The organism is Sodaliphilus pleomorphus (assembly GCF_009676955.1).
Taxonomy (GTDB): domain Bacteria; phylum Bacteroidota; class Bacteroidia; order Bacteroidales; family Muribaculaceae; genus Sodaliphilus; species Sodaliphilus pleomorphus.
The window spans coordinates 481010-496990 of record NZ_CP045696.1; the positions used below are offsets into that span (position 1 = coordinate 481010).

A 15981-nucleotide genomic window follows, 5' to 3' on the forward strand; every position below is an offset into this window, starting at 1 on the left:
ATTACCACTCTTGCAAAACTGAAATAATAACAATCTAACCTTAATTCCGCAACACTATAATTTAACTTTATTTATAAGTTCCTGAGCAACAATAAGTTGCCTAGGATTTTGCCGTGTCAGATTTTTCACTTATCTTAGTGTTGCAATTAGAAAACAAGCGAAAATCGTAACAAGGCGCTGCAAAGGTACAAATAAAATTCGAAAAACTCACACCTTTTGGAGGAATTTTTTCAATCATGGAGAAATTTGACTCCATGCTTTCACCCGTTATCGACTCAACACTGGGTCAGAGATGCCGCAGTATCATCGGATATCAGTTCAGCGAGATAGTCCGTTCGCTGATGAGCGTTTATTTCTGTGGCGGCTCATGCGTGGAAGACGTAACGTCACAACTGATGCGCCATCTCTCGTATCATCCTACCCTTCTAACATGCAGCTCTGATACCATCCTCAGAGCCATCAAGGAACTGACACAGGAAAACATCTCCTATACTTCCGACCAAGGCAAGACCTATGATTTCAATACTGCAGACAAACTCAACACATTGCTTATAAACGCTTTGGTTTCTACAGGCGAGTTGAAGGAAATTGAGGAATACGATGTTGACTTTGACCATCAGTTTCTTGAAACGGAGAAGTATGATGCAAAACCGACCTACAAAAAGTTCCTCGGCTACAGGCCTGGCGTATATGTTATCGGTGACAAGATAGTCTATATCGAGAACAGCGATGGTAACACGAATGTGCGTTTTCATCAGGCAGACACCCATAAGAGATTCTTCGCTCTTCTGGAATCCCAGAACATCCGTGTAAATCGCTTCAGGGCAGACTGCGGTTCCTGCTCGAAGGAAATCGTCAGTGAGATAGAGAAGCATTGCAAACATTTCTACATCCGTGCCAACCGATGCAGTTCGCTCTACAATGACATCTTTGCTCTGAGAGGATGGAAGACGGAGGAGATTAACGGCATCCAGTTCGAACTCAATTCCATTCTCGTTGAGAAATGGGAAGGCAAGTGCTATCGTCTTGTCATCCAGAGACAAAGACGCAACAGTGGCGACCTTGACCTGTGGGAAGGCGAATACACTTACCGTTGTATTCTGACCAACGATTACAAGTCATCGACAAGGGACATTGTTGAATTCTACAATCTGCGTGGCGGCAAGGAACGTATCTTTGACGACATGAACAACGGATTCGGTTGGAGCAGGCTCCCCAAGTCATTCATGGCGGAGAATACTGTCTTTCTTCTGCTTACTGCATTGATACACAATTTCTACAAGACCATCATGAGCAGGCTTGACACCAAGGCTTTTGGGCTCAAGAAAACGAGTCGCATAAAGGCTTTTGTCTTCAGATTCATCTCCGTACCTGCCAAGTGGATCATGACTGCAAGGCAATACGTGCTGAATATCTACACAGAGAACCGAGCTTATGCAAAACCCTTCAAAACAGAATTCGGATAAGAATCCTTTCTTTCCGGTTTGAATCTGCGTATTACCTCAAGTCGCATCGTGGGGTAAGGGGATGGTGGCTACATATTGATGTTGTGCTGTTGCTTTTTACTGAAAGCTGCTACTAACGACTCATAAATCTACCCTTAATCGTGTATTGGATGATAGTTGCGGATTTTAGGTCTAAAATTAATTAATGCAGACATGAAGAAAATCATTCTTTCTATCATCATGCTTAGCGCAGGCATGGTTGCCATGGCACAGCATGCTCCTGGCACTGTAACCTTGCAGCCCAAGGTGGGCCTCAACATCTCCAGCATGACCGATGCCGACGACGCCGACCCCCGCTTTGGCGTGGCAGCTGGTGCCGAACTTGAGTACCAAGTCAACTCGTTCTTCTCCATCTCGGGCGGAGCCCTCTACTCGATGCAAGGCTTGAAGGGCAGCGATGACGTCGACGTCACCATGAAGCTCGATTACATCAACGTTCCCATTATGGCCAACTTCTATGTGGTCAAGGGGCTGGCACTCAAGGCAGGTATCCAGCCAGGATTCAATGTGAACAGCAAGCTGTCGGCCTCAGACAACAAGGTTTCGGGCTCGGTCGACATGGGCGACATCACCAAGACTGTAGATTTCTCAATACCCATGGGCATCTCCTACGAGTACAAGAACTTTGTGGTCGAAGGGCGCTACAACCTGGGCGTGACCAAGGTGTTCAAGGACAAAGAATTGAATATAGGTGGCGAGAGCATCGACCTAAGCGGAACCGACAGCAAGAACTCGGTGTTCCAGTTCACGCTGGGCTACAAGTTTGAGCTCTAACTGCTTCACTTGAAACACGACTGTAAAAATGAGGCGTGTCGACACTGTGCAGGTGTCGACACGCTTCGTCATTTTTAGCCGTGTGCGGCTGGGGCACTATTTCAAAATCTTCTTGCCATCGACGATGATGACCTGTCCACGGGTTGAAGCGTTGACTCGGCGCCCCTGCAAGTCATAGGCATGGCCACTGGCTTGCGACGCCCCTGCAGTCTTGACTGCATCGATGCCCGTGGTGCAGATGGGCGAACGGCGCTCTACCCCGTTGCAGCGGTAGACAGACTGCACACCAAGCTGCTCCTCGCGCAACGGCTGGTAAATGTACACCTGGCGCACGTAGACACCCATACTCTGCACGTCGCTGTCGCGATAGTCAAACGGTATCTCGGTCATGTCGGTCTTCAGGTCCTTGTACACTCCAGGGGTGAGGGTGAAAGGCCTACCGTCGACATAGATGACATAGAAGAGGCTGTCGGGGTTGATGTAGTTGCCGTCGACATCGAACGGCTGCACCTCAAACTTGAAATAGGCATAGGCATCGTTGTCTGCATCGAACACGTAGTAGCGCTGTATCGACGGCGTGACAGGCGTGGCAGGCTGGCTCTGGAACTCATAGAACGACGGATTGAGCCAAAACGTGGCCTTGGCTGGATTGGGCTCGTCGGGGCCGGCATTGATGATCATTGCCTCAGCAGGACCAGCCGAGGAAAACTTGCGACGCTGGCTGTCGAAATTCAACTCAAGCTGCCCCGTGGGCTGGAGCTCCTGCTGCTGCTCGTCGTAGAGGGCCGACATAAAATACATGTAGTGGAGCAGCGACACAGTGTCGACGCCAAGATACTGGCCATATTTCATGACAGCCTTGTTGCCGTCGATGTCGCCCGCAATCCACTGGCTGTCGCCGGGTGGCGACAAGGGGTTGCGCAAATACACCTTGCCGTCGCTCACTGCCCCCTTAGTCATCTTGTAGGTTTCGCCCAGATAGGCGTCGGTGTACTTGAGCACATAGTCGCTCACTGCCGCCTCGGCACTTGCGGGCAGCGCATTGGGAACACCGCTGAAAGAATCGACACGCACATCCTTCTCGGCAATAAGCCCCCAGGTGAAGTCGTCGGTGATCATGCCCAGGTAGCGGTCGTTGTCGACCTGCTTGAGCACGCCGTCGGTGAGCGTGAAGCGCATGGTGTAATCGGTCGCGCCAGTCACTGTGTCGGGCTGCAGGAAAACATCTCCTGGCTTCTTCAGCATGGGGAAAGCATAGAACATGGTCGACTCTACTTGGCCATCGAAGTCAGGCACCTGGAGCTCGTAGATGGCTTGGGGCAAGTGAGCCACGAGCGTGTCGCCATTGCCCCGCTGCAGCTTCAAGTAGCAGTTGTCCTTGATCGCGGCCAGCGGGCGGTAGAGATACACGTCGCCATTGTCGGCCAGCACATATTTGCTATAGGCATAGCGGTCGTTGATAATCTCGTAATCCTCTTCAGAGTACTGCATGAGAATAGTCGTCGAGCGCTTGAGCATGTCGTGCACAATGCCCTTGGGAGGCTCTGTGATGATGGTGGGATCGAAAACGACGCTGTGCTGTCCCGAGGCCGATGCGGCGGCAAGGAGAATGGCCGCTGGCAAAATAATGCTTTTGATCGTCATGTTGGATAAATGGTATTGGCCGTTTTCACATGATCATCTTAGCATCACTTTCTCGGTTTTCACGCTGCCGTCGGCATAGCGCGACACCTTCAGGTACAGCCCCTGAGACGGACGGGCAATGCGGCGGCCGCTCAAGTCGTACCACTCCTGGCGCACAGGCTCGCCTGCATCATGAGCGAGCTCGTTCACGCCGGTGCCCTCCACAGTCTGGCTCACAAGGTTGCTCTTGTACCACTGGTCGTCGTACTTGAAGAGCACTTGCACGCCCACTTTCTCAAATGGGCGTGTGAGATACACATTGTGGATCTCCTGCTGGGTGAAGAAATACTCATTGTCGGCATAGTTGCTGGCAATGTTGGTGAAAGGTGTCGACACATTGTTGTAATAGGGCGGTCCCACTGTCAGGAGTTGGTCGTCTAAGTAGATGTTGTAGAACAGACGCGTGTAGGGAAGCGGCCTGTTCTGGGTATCGATGGGATAGAAATCAACACTGAGGAAACCCATGCCCATATCCTCGTCATAGGCCTGCAGCTGCACGATTTTGGGGTCGGCTGGCGTAGCAGCCTGCACGGGGAAGATTGTGAGGCTGGGGTTGCGATAACCCATGATGGCGTTCACCTCGTCGAGCCCGGCATTGATCAAAAAGGCCACTCGGGCTTGAGGGTCGGTGGCCAGGGTTCTGGCCTGCGCATCATAGTCGAAGGTCAAAGTCGGAGCCTTGACATAGTTATAAATTATGGTACCGTCGGGACTGGTCTGCGTGGTATAGGTGGCAGGGAGGAACGACAAGTGCAGATTGGAACGCTTGTCGACCCCGATGTATTGTGGCAGGAAGGTCGCCTTGCCGCCGCTCAGCGTGCCATGTATCCACTGCAGCGTGTCGGGGCTGTAGGGATTGGTCATGTACACGTCGTTGCCGTCGATAGCCACCTCGGTAGTATAGCGCACGGTGTCGTTGTCGCTGTCGAGACTGTACAGGTTGAACGGCTCACTCTTCACTCCAGCGGGGAGCATCGTGGGCGAGTAGGGGCAAGGGCGCAATGCCGTGTTGGCCTCGCCCATAGCAAGCCACATGCCCGTCTCGTCGGTCACGCCAAGCAGCACGCTGGGCACCTGCACGGTAGTTCCAGGAAATGTGATATAGTCGTCGGGCACTTGATAGAGAGAGTCGCCCCTGAGTACAAACTTGATGTCGAGATTGGGTTGAGTCGCACCGTCGGGCACATCGAGCACATAGGCCAAGCCGCCATCGCTTATTTGGGCCTTAAGGCGCGTGGCATAGCACACGGTGCCGTAAATGTTGGCGATGGGCTGTGGCGTGCGGCACACAAGCGTGTCGCCATTGAAAGGTTCCAACTTCAGATAGGAATAAGTGGGAAACAACATGATGGGATTGTAGAGATACACGTTGCCCTGGCTGTCTTTCACGTAGCTGCCATCAAGATAGTCGATCGAGCCATAGGCTCCACGCTGCTGGTTGATGCCAAAGCCGCTGCGAATGCGGTGGGCATGCTCCTCGCCTTCGGGCTTGACGGTGATAATGTGGGTCGACAACTGCGCCTTGTTGGCACTTGCCTTGAACCACGCCGCAGTTCTGGCATCGGGGCCTGACGTGCAGCGCACGGGCAAGGGAGATTCCCCACTTGGCACTTGGGAAAAAACTGATAAGGGCATAGCGGTCAAGGCTAGAAAAAATAAAGTTTTTAACATAAAGGGTTAGTTTGTAAAAATTAAAAAAAAGAACAAATATTGTCACTCCTCACCAACATTGAGGAGCCTTGTTGCCTGCTTGTTAGGAGCCCCGTGGTAAAAGGCTCTGTCCTTACGGATGTAAAGATAAGAAAATAATTGCGCATGATGCAAATGCACGACAACAAATAGAGATTTTTCACAAAAAACATTAACAACAACACAAAAGTTAACAAAATGCACAATGCGCCTGCAAGGGTGCAAACCTCGGTAGCAGTAAAGTTGCGGCCCCATGTGTTGCAATTGTGGGAAATTCTTGCTACCTTCGAGGAGTAGATCAACACAAAAACATCGAAGACAATGAAAAATCAAAAGAAAGAGATTGACCGACTCCCGTCGGAATGCACATCGATCATTGTGGGCAGCAAGATGACTGCCGACGGTTCACGATTCATTTCCCGCTCGATGGACTGGGACGCCATGAACGGCATCAACTTTGAGCTGCACGACGACACCGAGTGCGGCCCCACCGAGTTTGTGGCCAAGGACAGCCCGTTTCGTTGCGAGCTGCCAGCCAAGGCACTGGGCTACAGCGCCACGCCCGACTGCCTCTATGCCGGCGAGTGGGGAAGCGCCGGTTTCAACAGCCTGGGTGTGGGCATGAGCTCGACCGAGTCGATATTCAGCAGCGACGAGGCACTCAAGCACGACCCGCTGGTGCCTGCCGGGCTGGCCGAGAACTGCGTGTTCAACATCACCCTGCCCTATATTCACAGCGCCCGCGAGGGCGTGGAGCGGCTGGGCAAGCTCATTGAGAAATATGGCTCGGCCGAGGGCTTCGGCATCCAGTTTATCGACGACAAGGAGACCTGGTATCTGGAGAACGCCTGCGGCCACCTGTGGCTGGCCCAGCGCATCCCCGACGACGTGTACTTTGCCACAGGCAACCAGAGTCGCCTGCGCGACTACGACCCCAACGACAAGGACAACTTCCTGGCTGCACCACGCTTGATAGAATTTGCACAGGAGCATGGGCTCTACGACCCCAAGAAGGGCAAGTTTGACTTCCATGAGGCCTATGCCCGCGATGTAGAGGTGCCCGACCACACCTACAACTACCCTCGCGTGTGGTACCTGCAGCACATGTTCAGCCCGTCGATAAAGAACGACGTGACGCGCAACACCTTCCCGGTATTTGCCAAGGCCGAGAAACCCATCACGCTGGCCGACCTGCGCAAGGCCTACCGTTCGCACTACGACAACACCGAGCACGATCCCTATCTGCACAACAACCCCAAGGAGCCTTACCGCCCCATCTCGATATTCCGCACGCTGCAAACCCACATTCTGCAAGTGCGTCCCGAGCTGCCCAAAGAGATAGGCTGCATCAACTACCTGGCCATGGGCATGGGCGACCTGAGCGTGTTTTTGCCGCTCTACCAGGGTGTGAAATCCTATCCCGAGGCCTACACCAAGCGGGCACCCGAGCACAGCACACCCGATTCGGCCTACTGGACCTTCCGCAAGGTAATGACCCTGGGCATGGTCAACTACAACAAGTATGCTCCCCTCATCAAGGAGACCTATGCCAAGCTCGAGGCCGAGTTTGACCAACGGCAGAAGGAAATGGAGGCCAACTACCTGAAAGTGTACAAGACCTCGCCCATGAAGGCGCAAGACATGCTGCAAGTGTTCAGCGACTACGTGCTCACCAAGGCTCTGCACGTGGCCAGTGAGCTCGCCGAAGAGCTCATGACGCGACTCACCAAGGATATCCAGACCGAATACCTCTTCCACGGAGCATAATCTCCAGCACGGCACGGCATTGCCTGCAACAACAAAATCCCCGCCACACGTTCAACGCTGTGGCGGGGATTTTTGTTGCTATCGGCAAGCAAGGCTTAGGCCTCAATGCGAGCGACTCTTGACATTGCCGGCAGACTTGCGACCGCGGCGGCCAGCATGGCCCTGTCGCGGAATGCTACCTATGCCATGCGGGTAGAGCTTGGCCAGCAAGTCGGGACGGCGCATCTTGTGCAAGGCATCGAAGATGCTGCGCTTGTAGGCGTCTTCATACCAAAAAAAGAATTGCCGCTGAGCCAGCTTCTCGCCAGGAGTGCGTGCCACATACACGGGCTGCAGCGTGTAGGGGTTGTAGCCAGTGTAGTACATCTCGGTAGAGACCGTCATGGGCGTGGGCGTGAAATCCTGCACCTGCTCGAGGTGGAAGTTAAGATCCTTGGTAATGGCGGCCAGCTCGGCCATGTCCTCCTGGGTGCAGCCTGGGTGCGACGATATGAAATAAGGGATGAGTTGCTCCTTGAGATGATACCGGTCGTTGACGCGGTCGAAGATGTCTTTGAACTTATAGAAGAGCTGGAACGAGGGTTTGCGCATGAGCATGAGCACATGGTCGCTGGTATTTTCGGGAGCCACCTTGAGGCGGCCCGACACGTGGTAGCGAATGAGCTCCTCGTTGTACTGGCGGTTGACTTTGTCGACAGCCTCGTCGCCTGTGGCGTGCATCGAGAGGTCGTAACGCACGCCACTGCCTATAAACGACTTCTTGACCTGGGGCAGCGCATCGACGGCATGATAGATATCGAGCAGGGCACTGTGACTGGTATTGAGATTGCTGCAAGGCTTGGGATGCAGGCATGATGGTCGTGCACAACGCTTGCAGCGGTCGAGGTCACGGCCGTGCATGGCATACATGTTGGCACTGGGACCGCCCAAGTCGCTGATGTAGCCCTTGAAATCGTCCATGAGCACGACCTGCTGCACTTCGCGCAAAATCGACTCCTTGCTGCGAGAGGCGATAAACTTGCCCTGGTGGGCACTGATGGTGCAGAAGGCACAGCCGCCGAAGCAGCCGCGGTGCATGTTGACCGAGTGGCGTATCATCTCATAGGCTGGAATGTGCTTGCCGTTGTAGCGGGGATGCGGGAGGCGTGTATAGGGCAGATCGAAGGAGGCATCGATCTCTTGCGTGGTCATGGGTGGATTGGTGCGATTGACCTTGATGGCGATATCGCCCGTTGCCTGCCACAAGTTGTTGCCGTTCCACAAGTTGGACTCAATCTCGATCAGTTTGAAATTTTCGGCTTGCATCTTCTTGGAAGCCAAGCACTCCTCATAGGAGTGCAGCACCACATCGGGGCCTTGGGCGGGAATCTCGCTCAGCTTGGCCCGCACCACAGTCTGCGGTATGTTGGTGAGCTCAAAGATATGCTTGCCGGCCTTAAGCGCATTGGCGATTTGCACCACAGGCTTCTCCCCCATTCCATACACCAGCAGGTCGGCCCTGGAGTCAACCAGAATCGAAGGCATGAGCCTGTCTTTCCAGTAGTCGAAGTGGGCAAGCCGTCGCATCGAGGCCTCGATGCCGCCAGCCACCACTGGCACATCGGGGAAAAGTTTCTTCAAAATCTCGCAGTATACGATGGTGGGATAGTCGGGACGTGCCCCGGCACGGCCATTGGGGGTGTAGGCATCGTCATGGCGGCGACGGCGATTGGCTGTGTAGTGGTTCACCATCGAGTCCATGGCACCAGCAGTGACGCCGAAAAACAAGCGCGGGGCTCCCAGTTTCTTGAAGTCGCGCCAGTCGTCGCGCCAGTTGGGTTGCGGCACGATGGCCACGTTGTAGCCGTGCGCCTCAAGCACGCGGCCTATCACCGCCGCCCCCATCGAGGGATGGTCGATATAGGCATCGCCGCTGAAGAGAATGACATCGATGTGATCCCAACCCAAGTGTTCGATCTCCTTGAGCGAGGTGGGCAGCCACTGGCGGGGGATGCGGTGGTCGCCAGGCTGGGCCTGTGGGTGCTGTTTCATCAAGAATGTTGTTTTTGTTTTTTGCTCTCGAGTTTGTTTTGGAGTTTCACAATCTCGTCGCGGTACTGAGCAGCCTCGAGAAAATCCATGCGCTTGGCAGCCGCCACCATCTCGCTCTTGAGGTGCTCGATGGTCTTCTCCAGGTTGTCGCTGCTCATGTAGGCCACAACGGGATCGGCGGCAATGCCTGCCGTGTTGTCAAACTCCTGTGCCGTCATGCGCTGCAGGTTGCCGAAGTCGGTCACATTGTTTTCATACTTGCGGGCGTGCTTCAACTGCTCGTCGGTGGGCACCATGTCGGTATCGAGACCAATGATGGCATTGCGGGCCTTGACGATAGCCTGCGGGGTGATGTGATGCTCCTCGTTGTACTTGAGCTGAAGCGAGCGGCGGCGCTCGGTCTCGTCGATAGTCTGGCGCATCGAGTCGGTGATGGTGTCGGCATACATGATGACCATGCCATTGAGATTGCGGGCAGCGCGGCCGGCAGTCTGGGTGAGCGAGCGACGGCTGCGCAAGAAGCCTTCCTTGTCGGCATCGATAATGGCCACAAGCGACACTTCGGGCAGGTCAAGGCCCTCGCGCAAGAGGTTGACGCCCACAAGCACGTCGATGGCGCCGGCACGCAAGTCGTCGAGTATCTGGATGCGGTCGATGGTCTCAACATCGCTGTGCATATAGGCACAACGTATGTCGAGACGCGCCAGGTAGTCGCTCAGCTCCTCGGCCATGCGCTTGGTGAGCGTGGTGACCAGGGTGCGCTCGTGATGCTCGATGCGCAATTGTATTTCCTCGACAAGGTCGTCGATTTGGCCCTTGGAGGGCCGCACCACAATTTGCGGGTCGAGCAGGCCGGTGGGTCTTATAATCTGCTCGGTGACCACGCCCTCGCACTTCTGCAACTCATAGTCGGCCGGTGTGGCGCTCACATAGATCGTTTGGCCGGTGAGCGCTTCAAACTCCTCGAAGCGCAATGGGCGGTTGTCGACAGCAGCCTGGAGACGGAAGCCATAGTTCACAAGATTGATTTTGCGGCTTTGGTCGCCGCCGTACATGGCGCGAATTTGCGGCACAGTGACATGGCTCTCATCGATGATGGTGAGGAAGTCGCTCGGGAAGAAATCGAGCAGGCAGAAGGGGCGCTGCCCTGGCTCACGGCCGTCGAAGTATCGGGAATAGTTCTCTATGCCCGAGCAATAGCCCACTTCCTTTATCATCTCGATGTCGTATTCCACACGCTCCTTCAAGCGCTTGGCCTCGACGGGCTTGCCCTCGCGGTAGAAGGCATCGACCTGTTCGCCCAGGTCAACCTCGATGCGGTTGATTGCCGTGCCCAGGCTCGACTTGTCGGTAACAAAGGCGTTGCCAGGAAAAATGGCAAAACTGTCCTCGTTGCGTATGGGCATCTGCGACACGTAGTCGAGAAACTGGATGCTTTCAATCTCGTTGCCCCAGAAAATGACACGCAAGATAAACTCCTCGTTGGAGAGTGCAATGTCGACTGTGTCGCCCTTGACGCGGAAGGTGCCAGGCGTCAATTCCATCTCGTTGCGTGAGTAGAGCGAGTCGACCAGGCGGCGCAGAAACTCGTCGCGTCCTATGTTTTGGCCCACGTGTATCTCGATGGTGTTTTCCTTGATGCTGTCGGGGTTGCCCATGCCATAGAGGCACGACACCGACGACACGACCACAATGTCGCGCCGTCCCGATTGCAAGGCTGCGATGGTCGACAGGCGCAGGCGCTCGATCTCGTCGTTGATGGCCAGGTCCTTCTCGATATACTTGTCGGTCGAGGGAATGTAGGCCTCGGGCTGATAATAGTCGTAATAGCTCACATAGTAGTGCACCGAGTTTTCGGGAAAGAAGCTCTTGAACTCGCTGTAGAGCTGAGCGGCGAGTGTTTTGTTGTGCGAGAGCACAAGAGTGGGGCGCCCTGTGCCAGCAATCACATTGGCCATAGTGAAGGTCTTGCCCGAGCCCGTGACACCCAGCAGGGTCTGATAGGGAACGCCAGTGTTCACACCGTCGGTGAGCTCGGCAATAGCCTGCGGCTGATCGCCAGTGGGTGCATATTGTGAATGTAGTTTAAACTCCATAATTGTATCGCTGTAGCTGAACCTATAAAGTTACATCAACTTGAGCACAATTGCAAGCCGCAATGCCAATAAATTTTTCAACGCCCTCCAGGTCTGTTACAGCAACGAGCGGTAGATGTCGACATATTGGGCAGCAATCTTGTCCCAGTCATACTTGGTCATGTCGTAGTCTACATGATGCACAGGCTGCGAGATGACAGAATCGAGCTTGGCAGCAAGAGCATCGATGTCGCCCACGGGGAAATAGACGTGTGGGGACAGCCCCACCTCGAGGTTGGCCGGAATGTTGCTCACGACGACTGGCACGCGGTAGCTCATGGCCTCAAGCAGGGCTATGGGCAGTCCCTCGTGGGAAGAAGGCAGGCAGTAGCACAGGCAGCCGCTGAGCAAGGCATGCAGCTTGCGTCCCTTGACAAAGCCAGTCATCACCACCCCGTTGTCGCGGGCGAGCTTTTTCAACTCGCGAGAATAGCCGTCGTCGAAGTCGCTGTCGCCAGCCAGCACCAGCTTCATGTCGCTGCGCCCGGGATGGCAGTGCTGCCACTGGGCAAAGGCGTGCACCAAGTCGTGCAGGCGCTTTTCGGGCACAAAGCGACTCATGCCCAGCACATACTTGCCACGGGCGATGCCCAACTCGGCAAAATAGCCGGGAGCATCGCACACCTCGGGTCGAGGCACGCCATTGTAGATGAGATGCACACCCTGGGTGCGGCCATACTTGCACCTCACGATGTTGCCTATGACCTCGGAGATAACTACCACCTCGTTGGCACAGGTGCACCCCAGGCGTTCGCCCAGGCGCAACATTGCCTTGGCCAATAGGCCCCACTTGTCGCGGTCGTAGTCGGGACCGTGGTGGGTGAACACCACCTTCATGCCCAGCAGCCGAGCAAGCGGAGTGAGCAAGGCCGGGCCTATAGCCTGAATGTGCACAACATCGGCATGCAGGCGCTTGGCCCTGAATATTGCACGCCACGTGTGGATGATGGCCTCGAAGGCTTTCTTGCGGGGAGCGTTGATGTCGACAAGCTTCACGCCATTCCACTCGGCGAGACCATCGTGCACATAGTGCGAGCGGCGCACAAGCGTGACGTCGATGCCCATGCGCGCGACACGCGGGAAGAGCTCCTCGCAATGCGTCTCCACGCCCCCCATCACGTTGGGGATGCCACGTGTGCCGGTAACAACTACCCTGATCTTTCTGCCGCTGGTCATAGATATGTGTGTTGGTGTTTCGTTATGAGCGATGTGCTACTTTTATCCTACTGCAAAGATAACGAAACAATCGCAAATATATTCTATGATTGCGGCAAAAATATAAGCAGTTGCCCATGGCTGTATCAAAGCCGGGGCTTTCCCTCGCCAGCGGGCTGCACCTCGACGGCGCCAGGATGCAGCACCCTGAGGTCGCCCTGCCGCGGGTCCTGCCCCACCGGGCACTGCGAGAAGTCGAGGCAAGCCTCCTTGCCGCACATCGAGCGCCACTTGTTTTTCAATGCCCACTTGGCCGGATATTTCACATACTTGTGCATGACCGGGCTGGCCGTGCCCACCATCCAGCAGTTTTTGGGACACGTGCGCACAGCCTCGCGCACCCGCTGTGCCTGCTCGCTTTCCCATATTTCCATGAACGGATGGTCGTGTATGTTGCCCATCGAGGCTTCAAAGTATTTCGACTCCATGCCATTGCAAGGCAGTACCTCGCCCCATGGGTCGATAAAGAAGTTGGCCGAACCAGCCTCGCAGGGCAGCATGCGCTTGCCACCCTCGATATAGTTGATGAGCCCCATGTTGAACCAGGCGCGAAACCAGCTCTTGGGATGTTTTTCCTTGAGCTGCCAGGCAATGAGCTGCTTGAAATCGTTGCACACCTCGTCTTGGTTGGTAATCTGGTTGTCGTACTTGTGGAAGTAGAACGAGTTGTGGAAGGCTGCCGTGGCAAACTCCATGCCCATAGCCAGCGACAACTGGTAGAGCGAGAGCATGTCGTGGGAGTTGTTGTTGCTCACGGTGCACCCAAAGCCTATATCCTTGAGGCCCATGTGCTTCAAGGTGAGCAGTGTGCGCAATCCCTTGTCGAAGCCGCCGGCATGGCCGCGCAGCTCGTCGTTCTTCTGGCTCAACCCCTCGATAGAGATGCGAATGCCAATGCGGGGAAACTGCTTGGCCAGGGCAATGACCCTGTCTTCAAACCAGCCCGAGGTAGAAATGACTATGCGGTCGGTGTGCCGGTAGCACTCCTCCACAATCTCGGGCAAGTCTTCACGCACAAACGGCTCGCCGCCCGTGAGATTGATAAACTTGAGGCGAGGCAGACACTTCAAGTCCTCGGCCTTGAGTTCGTCCTTGCGGTTGGTGGGATTCTTCCAAATGTTGCACATCACACACCGCATGGGGCATCGATAGGTCAAGATGATGCTTGCGTCGGTGGGACGTGGTATTTTATTGTTACTCATAATGCAATTGTGTTAATATATATATTGTTTTGTGCAGGCCTCGAGCACTGCATCGGCAAGGCAGCAGGCCCTGGTTTTACCGTGCTTTGCACCACGCTTTGAGCCGCACCAAGGCGTGATTGAGCCAGAAAGGCAGCATGCTCTGCACCTTCTTCTTGAGTCTGACTCGGGGCGACACCCAGCTGCGCGCATAGTGATGAATACAGTAGGAATGAGCCGTGCGCTCAATAATCTGCACAGGAGTAGTGCGAGAGGCAAGATACTCGGCTGGGTAAATGTAGAGCCCCTCGACCTGTTGCAAATCGTTGATATTTTGCAACCCCTTTGCAAACAAAAAGTCAGTCGTGATTTTCACCACTGTAGTCAAGTCGAGTTTGCCATCCACATTGAAATGGCGGTCATCATAGAGCGCCAGCAGCTCTTTGTAGACTGGCATTTGGGGCTCACAGGCCAAGCCAAGGCCAGGTGCCACACACAGCGTCTGGCCAGGACGGTCGATACGGTTTTCAACCCCCATGAAAGCTCCCTTCTCCAACAAAGGAGCCAATGGCTGAATCACCTCAACATCGGTATCAAAATAAACACCCCCATAATGATACAAAATCCAAAAGCGGACGTAGTCGCTCACAAAGGCATACTTCTTGGCCGCATAGGCCTCGCTGGTGTAGGGAATGATATTGACATCGAAGTTGCTCTCGTTCCACTCCTTAATTTCATAACCAGGCAGATACTTGCGCCACGAGGCAATGCAGTCGACCGCCAACTTGGGCAGTGGCTTGCCGCCAAACCAGCAATAATGTATAACGTGAGGAATCATAGACTAATTGAGCGTTTACTTAATTATAACGCAGAGATGCACAAAATCTTGCATCAATCAGCAATGATGGGTTGTACTAATTGCGATTTCTTCCATTGGCGAAATAGTGATTTTGCCAGGATTGGTGATAAAGTAGGCCCCCCACCAGCCGAAAGAGCTATTGGTGATAATGGCATGCTTGCAGCAAGCTATGAGCTGCATGTCGCGATAGCTATGCTCTGCCTTGTTCCAATCGACAAAAAGAACCTTGTCGCGATCGAAATCAAGACCAAAAATCTCAGGATTGCTCCTGCACCACTCCACACTGCCTGGGTCGGTAAAGAAGACAAAGAGCGGATGGTCCACCCTGCGGCGGATATACTTGACGGCACGGCGAAAGTACCCATACTTGTAACAGTAACCGTTGTTGCCCAGCATGTCACCTCGCCGTGCATGTATAGCAACCGATTGTGACGACGACAACAGGGCTGCCATCGCACGGTTTTGCTCGCCGGTGAAATCGGGGAACCTGAATGATTGCCTGATTTCATCGGCAACCAGCTCTATCCCAGAGTTTCGCATCTTCAGTCCAAGCCATTGGCCCGTAAAAATATTCTCGTCTCCACGATAAAAAATCTGGTCGTGGTGTGCATAAAACCTGATGAGCGCATTACGCTTCATGTAGCGACGATAACGGCGCAACAGGTTGCCCACTGGCGTATCGATAAAGCGGCCTTTAAACGTGGGTTTTGGGGTCACCTTCATGTTGACGTTGTGCACCCCTGAGAGCGGGGACTCGAAATCGCCCCTTATGTTTTTCAATTCAAGACCGGCATGGTTTAGGGCCCGTGTGATATAGACGGGATAGTTCCAGTTCTTGTCCCAATAGTGGGAGTCACGCACATCCTTGAGCACCTGAGCCCACTGCTCAGGAGTGAAGAGATCCTTGACGTTAGGCACATGTATCCCGAAGATGCGCTCCAGCTCGTAGCCATTCCACTGGTTGATGACTTCGCTGGTTTCGGGGATATCATAGGTGATCGTTTCAATATATATGTCTTCATCGGGATGCAACTTCTTCAATACCAAATATTCACCGAAGCTAAGCATTTGATTTCCTAATCCCGACTCTATGTGTACTACTTTCATTGATAGAATGTTTTCTCTTCGGGCAAAACCGTCGC

11 protein-coding genes are annotated in these 15981 nt (G+C 54.2%); 3 read left to right on the top strand and 8 right to left on the bottom strand.

Annotated features, from left to right (window positions below; genetic code table 11):
- The first annotated feature begins 191 nt into the window (after positions 1 to 191).
- Together GF423_RS01975 and GF423_RS01980 are read left to right on the top strand one after the other, a co-directional pair.
- Positions 192 to 1466 (top strand): IS1380-like element IS612 family transposase, encoded by a 1275-nt coding sequence (locus GF423_RS01975; RefSeq protein WP_154326788.1) that lies wholly within the window; start codon positions 192 to 194, stop codon positions 1464 to 1466.
- A gap of 192 nt (positions 1467 to 1658) precedes the next feature.
- Positions 1659 to 2279 carry a porin family protein gene (locus GF423_RS01980; RefSeq protein ID WP_154326790.1) on the top strand — a complete coding sequence of 207 codons (621 nt, stop codon included), beginning with the start codon at positions 1659 to 1661 and terminating at the stop codon, positions 2277 to 2279.
- A 96-nt stretch (positions 2280 to 2375) separates the two neighbouring features.
- Here GF423_RS01980 and GF423_RS01985 read toward each other — a convergent pair whose 3' ends face one another.
- Both GF423_RS01985 and GF423_RS01990 read right to left on the bottom strand, forming a co-directional pair.
- Complete coding sequence (locus tag GF423_RS01985; protein WP_154326792.1) at positions 2376 to 3923, bottom strand: hypothetical protein; 1548 nt, start codon at positions 3921 to 3923, stop codon at positions 2376 to 2378.
- A gap of 33 nt (positions 3924 to 3956) precedes the next feature.
- The gene (locus tag GF423_RS01990; protein ID WP_154326793.1) at positions 3957 to 5597 is read right to left on the bottom strand and encodes a hypothetical protein; all 1641 of its coding nucleotides are present in this window, start codon (positions 5595 to 5597) and stop codon (positions 3957 to 3959) included.
- Between the two features lie 375 nt (positions 5598 to 5972).
- Here GF423_RS01990 and GF423_RS01995 point away from each other — a divergent pair, with 375 nt between their 5' ends.
- Positions 5973 to 7418, top strand: a complete 1446-nt coding sequence (locus GF423_RS01995) for a C69 family dipeptidase (protein WP_154326795.1) — start codon at positions 5973 to 5975, stop codon at positions 7416 to 7418.
- Positions 7419 to 7520: 102 nt separating this feature from the next.
- On the opposite strand, the gene GF423_RS02000 is transcribed toward GF423_RS01995, so the two are convergent.
- From GF423_RS02000 to GF423_RS02025, 6 genes are all read right to left on the bottom strand, one after another.
- The gene (locus GF423_RS02000; RefSeq protein WP_154326797.1) at positions 7521 to 9449 is read right to left on the bottom strand and encodes a YgiQ family radical SAM protein; all 1929 of its coding nucleotides are present in this window, start codon (positions 9447 to 9449) and stop codon (positions 7521 to 7523) included.
- A complete protein-coding gene (gene uvrB, locus GF423_RS02005; RefSeq protein ID WP_154326799.1) occupies positions 9449 to 11548 on the bottom strand; it encodes an excinuclease ABC subunit UvrB in 2100 nt (699 codons plus the stop codon). The genes GF423_RS02000 and uvrB overlap by 1 nt, the downstream gene beginning before the upstream one ends.
- A 93-nt stretch (positions 11549 to 11641) precedes the next feature.
- Positions 11642 to 12742 (bottom strand): glycosyltransferase family 4 protein, encoded by a 1101-nt coding sequence (locus GF423_RS02010; RefSeq protein ID WP_206113422.1) that lies wholly within the window; start codon positions 12740 to 12742, stop codon positions 11642 to 11644.
- A gap of 143 nt (positions 12743 to 12885) precedes the next feature.
- Complete coding sequence (locus tag GF423_RS02015; protein WP_154326801.1) at positions 12886 to 14001, bottom strand: radical SAM protein; 1116 nt, start codon at positions 13999 to 14001, stop codon at positions 12886 to 12888.
- A gap of 76 nt (positions 14002 to 14077) precedes the next feature.
- Positions 14078 to 14818, bottom strand: a complete 741-nt coding sequence (locus GF423_RS02020; protein ID WP_154326802.1) for a glycosyltransferase family 32 protein — start codon at positions 14816 to 14818, stop codon at positions 14078 to 14080.
- 57 nt (positions 14819 to 14875) lie between these two features.
- A complete protein-coding gene (locus tag GF423_RS02025; protein ID WP_235911794.1) occupies positions 14876 to 15946 on the bottom strand; it encodes an alpha-1,2-fucosyltransferase in 1071 nt (356 codons plus the stop codon).
- Positions 15947 to 15981: the final 35 nt, after the last annotated feature.

Bases quoted from the DNA above. Each gene is read 5' to 3' on its own strand.
- GF423_RS02020 (WP_154326802.1), bottom strand. From the start codon at position 14,818: ATGATTCCTCACGTTATACATTATTGCTGGTTTGGCGGCAAGCCACTG.
- GF423_RS01995 (WP_154326795.1), top strand. From the start codon at position 5,973: ATGAAAAATCAAAAGAAAGAGATTGACCGACTCCCGTCGGAATGCACA.
- GF423_RS02025 (WP_235911794.1), bottom strand. From the start codon at position 15,946: ATGAAAGTAGTACACATAGAGTCGGGATTAGGAAATCAAATGCTTAGC.
- GF423_RS01985 (WP_154326792.1), bottom strand. From the start codon at position 3,923: ATGACGATCAAAAGCATTATTTTGCCAGCGGCCATTCTCCTTGCCGCC.
- GF423_RS02015 (WP_154326801.1), bottom strand. From the start codon at position 14,001: ATGAGTAACAATAAAATACCACGTCCCACCGACGCAAGCATCATCTTG.
- GF423_RS01990 (WP_154326793.1), bottom strand. From the start codon at position 5,597: ATGCCCTTATCAGTTTTTTCCCAAGTGCCAAGTGGGGAATCTCCCTTG.
- GF423_RS02000 (WP_154326797.1), bottom strand. From the start codon at position 9,449: ATGAAACAGCACCCACAGGCCCAGCCTGGCGACCACCGCATCCCCCGC.
- GF423_RS01980 (WP_154326790.1), top strand. From the start codon at position 1,659: ATGAAGAAAATCATTCTTTCTATCATCATGCTTAGCGCAGGCATGGTT.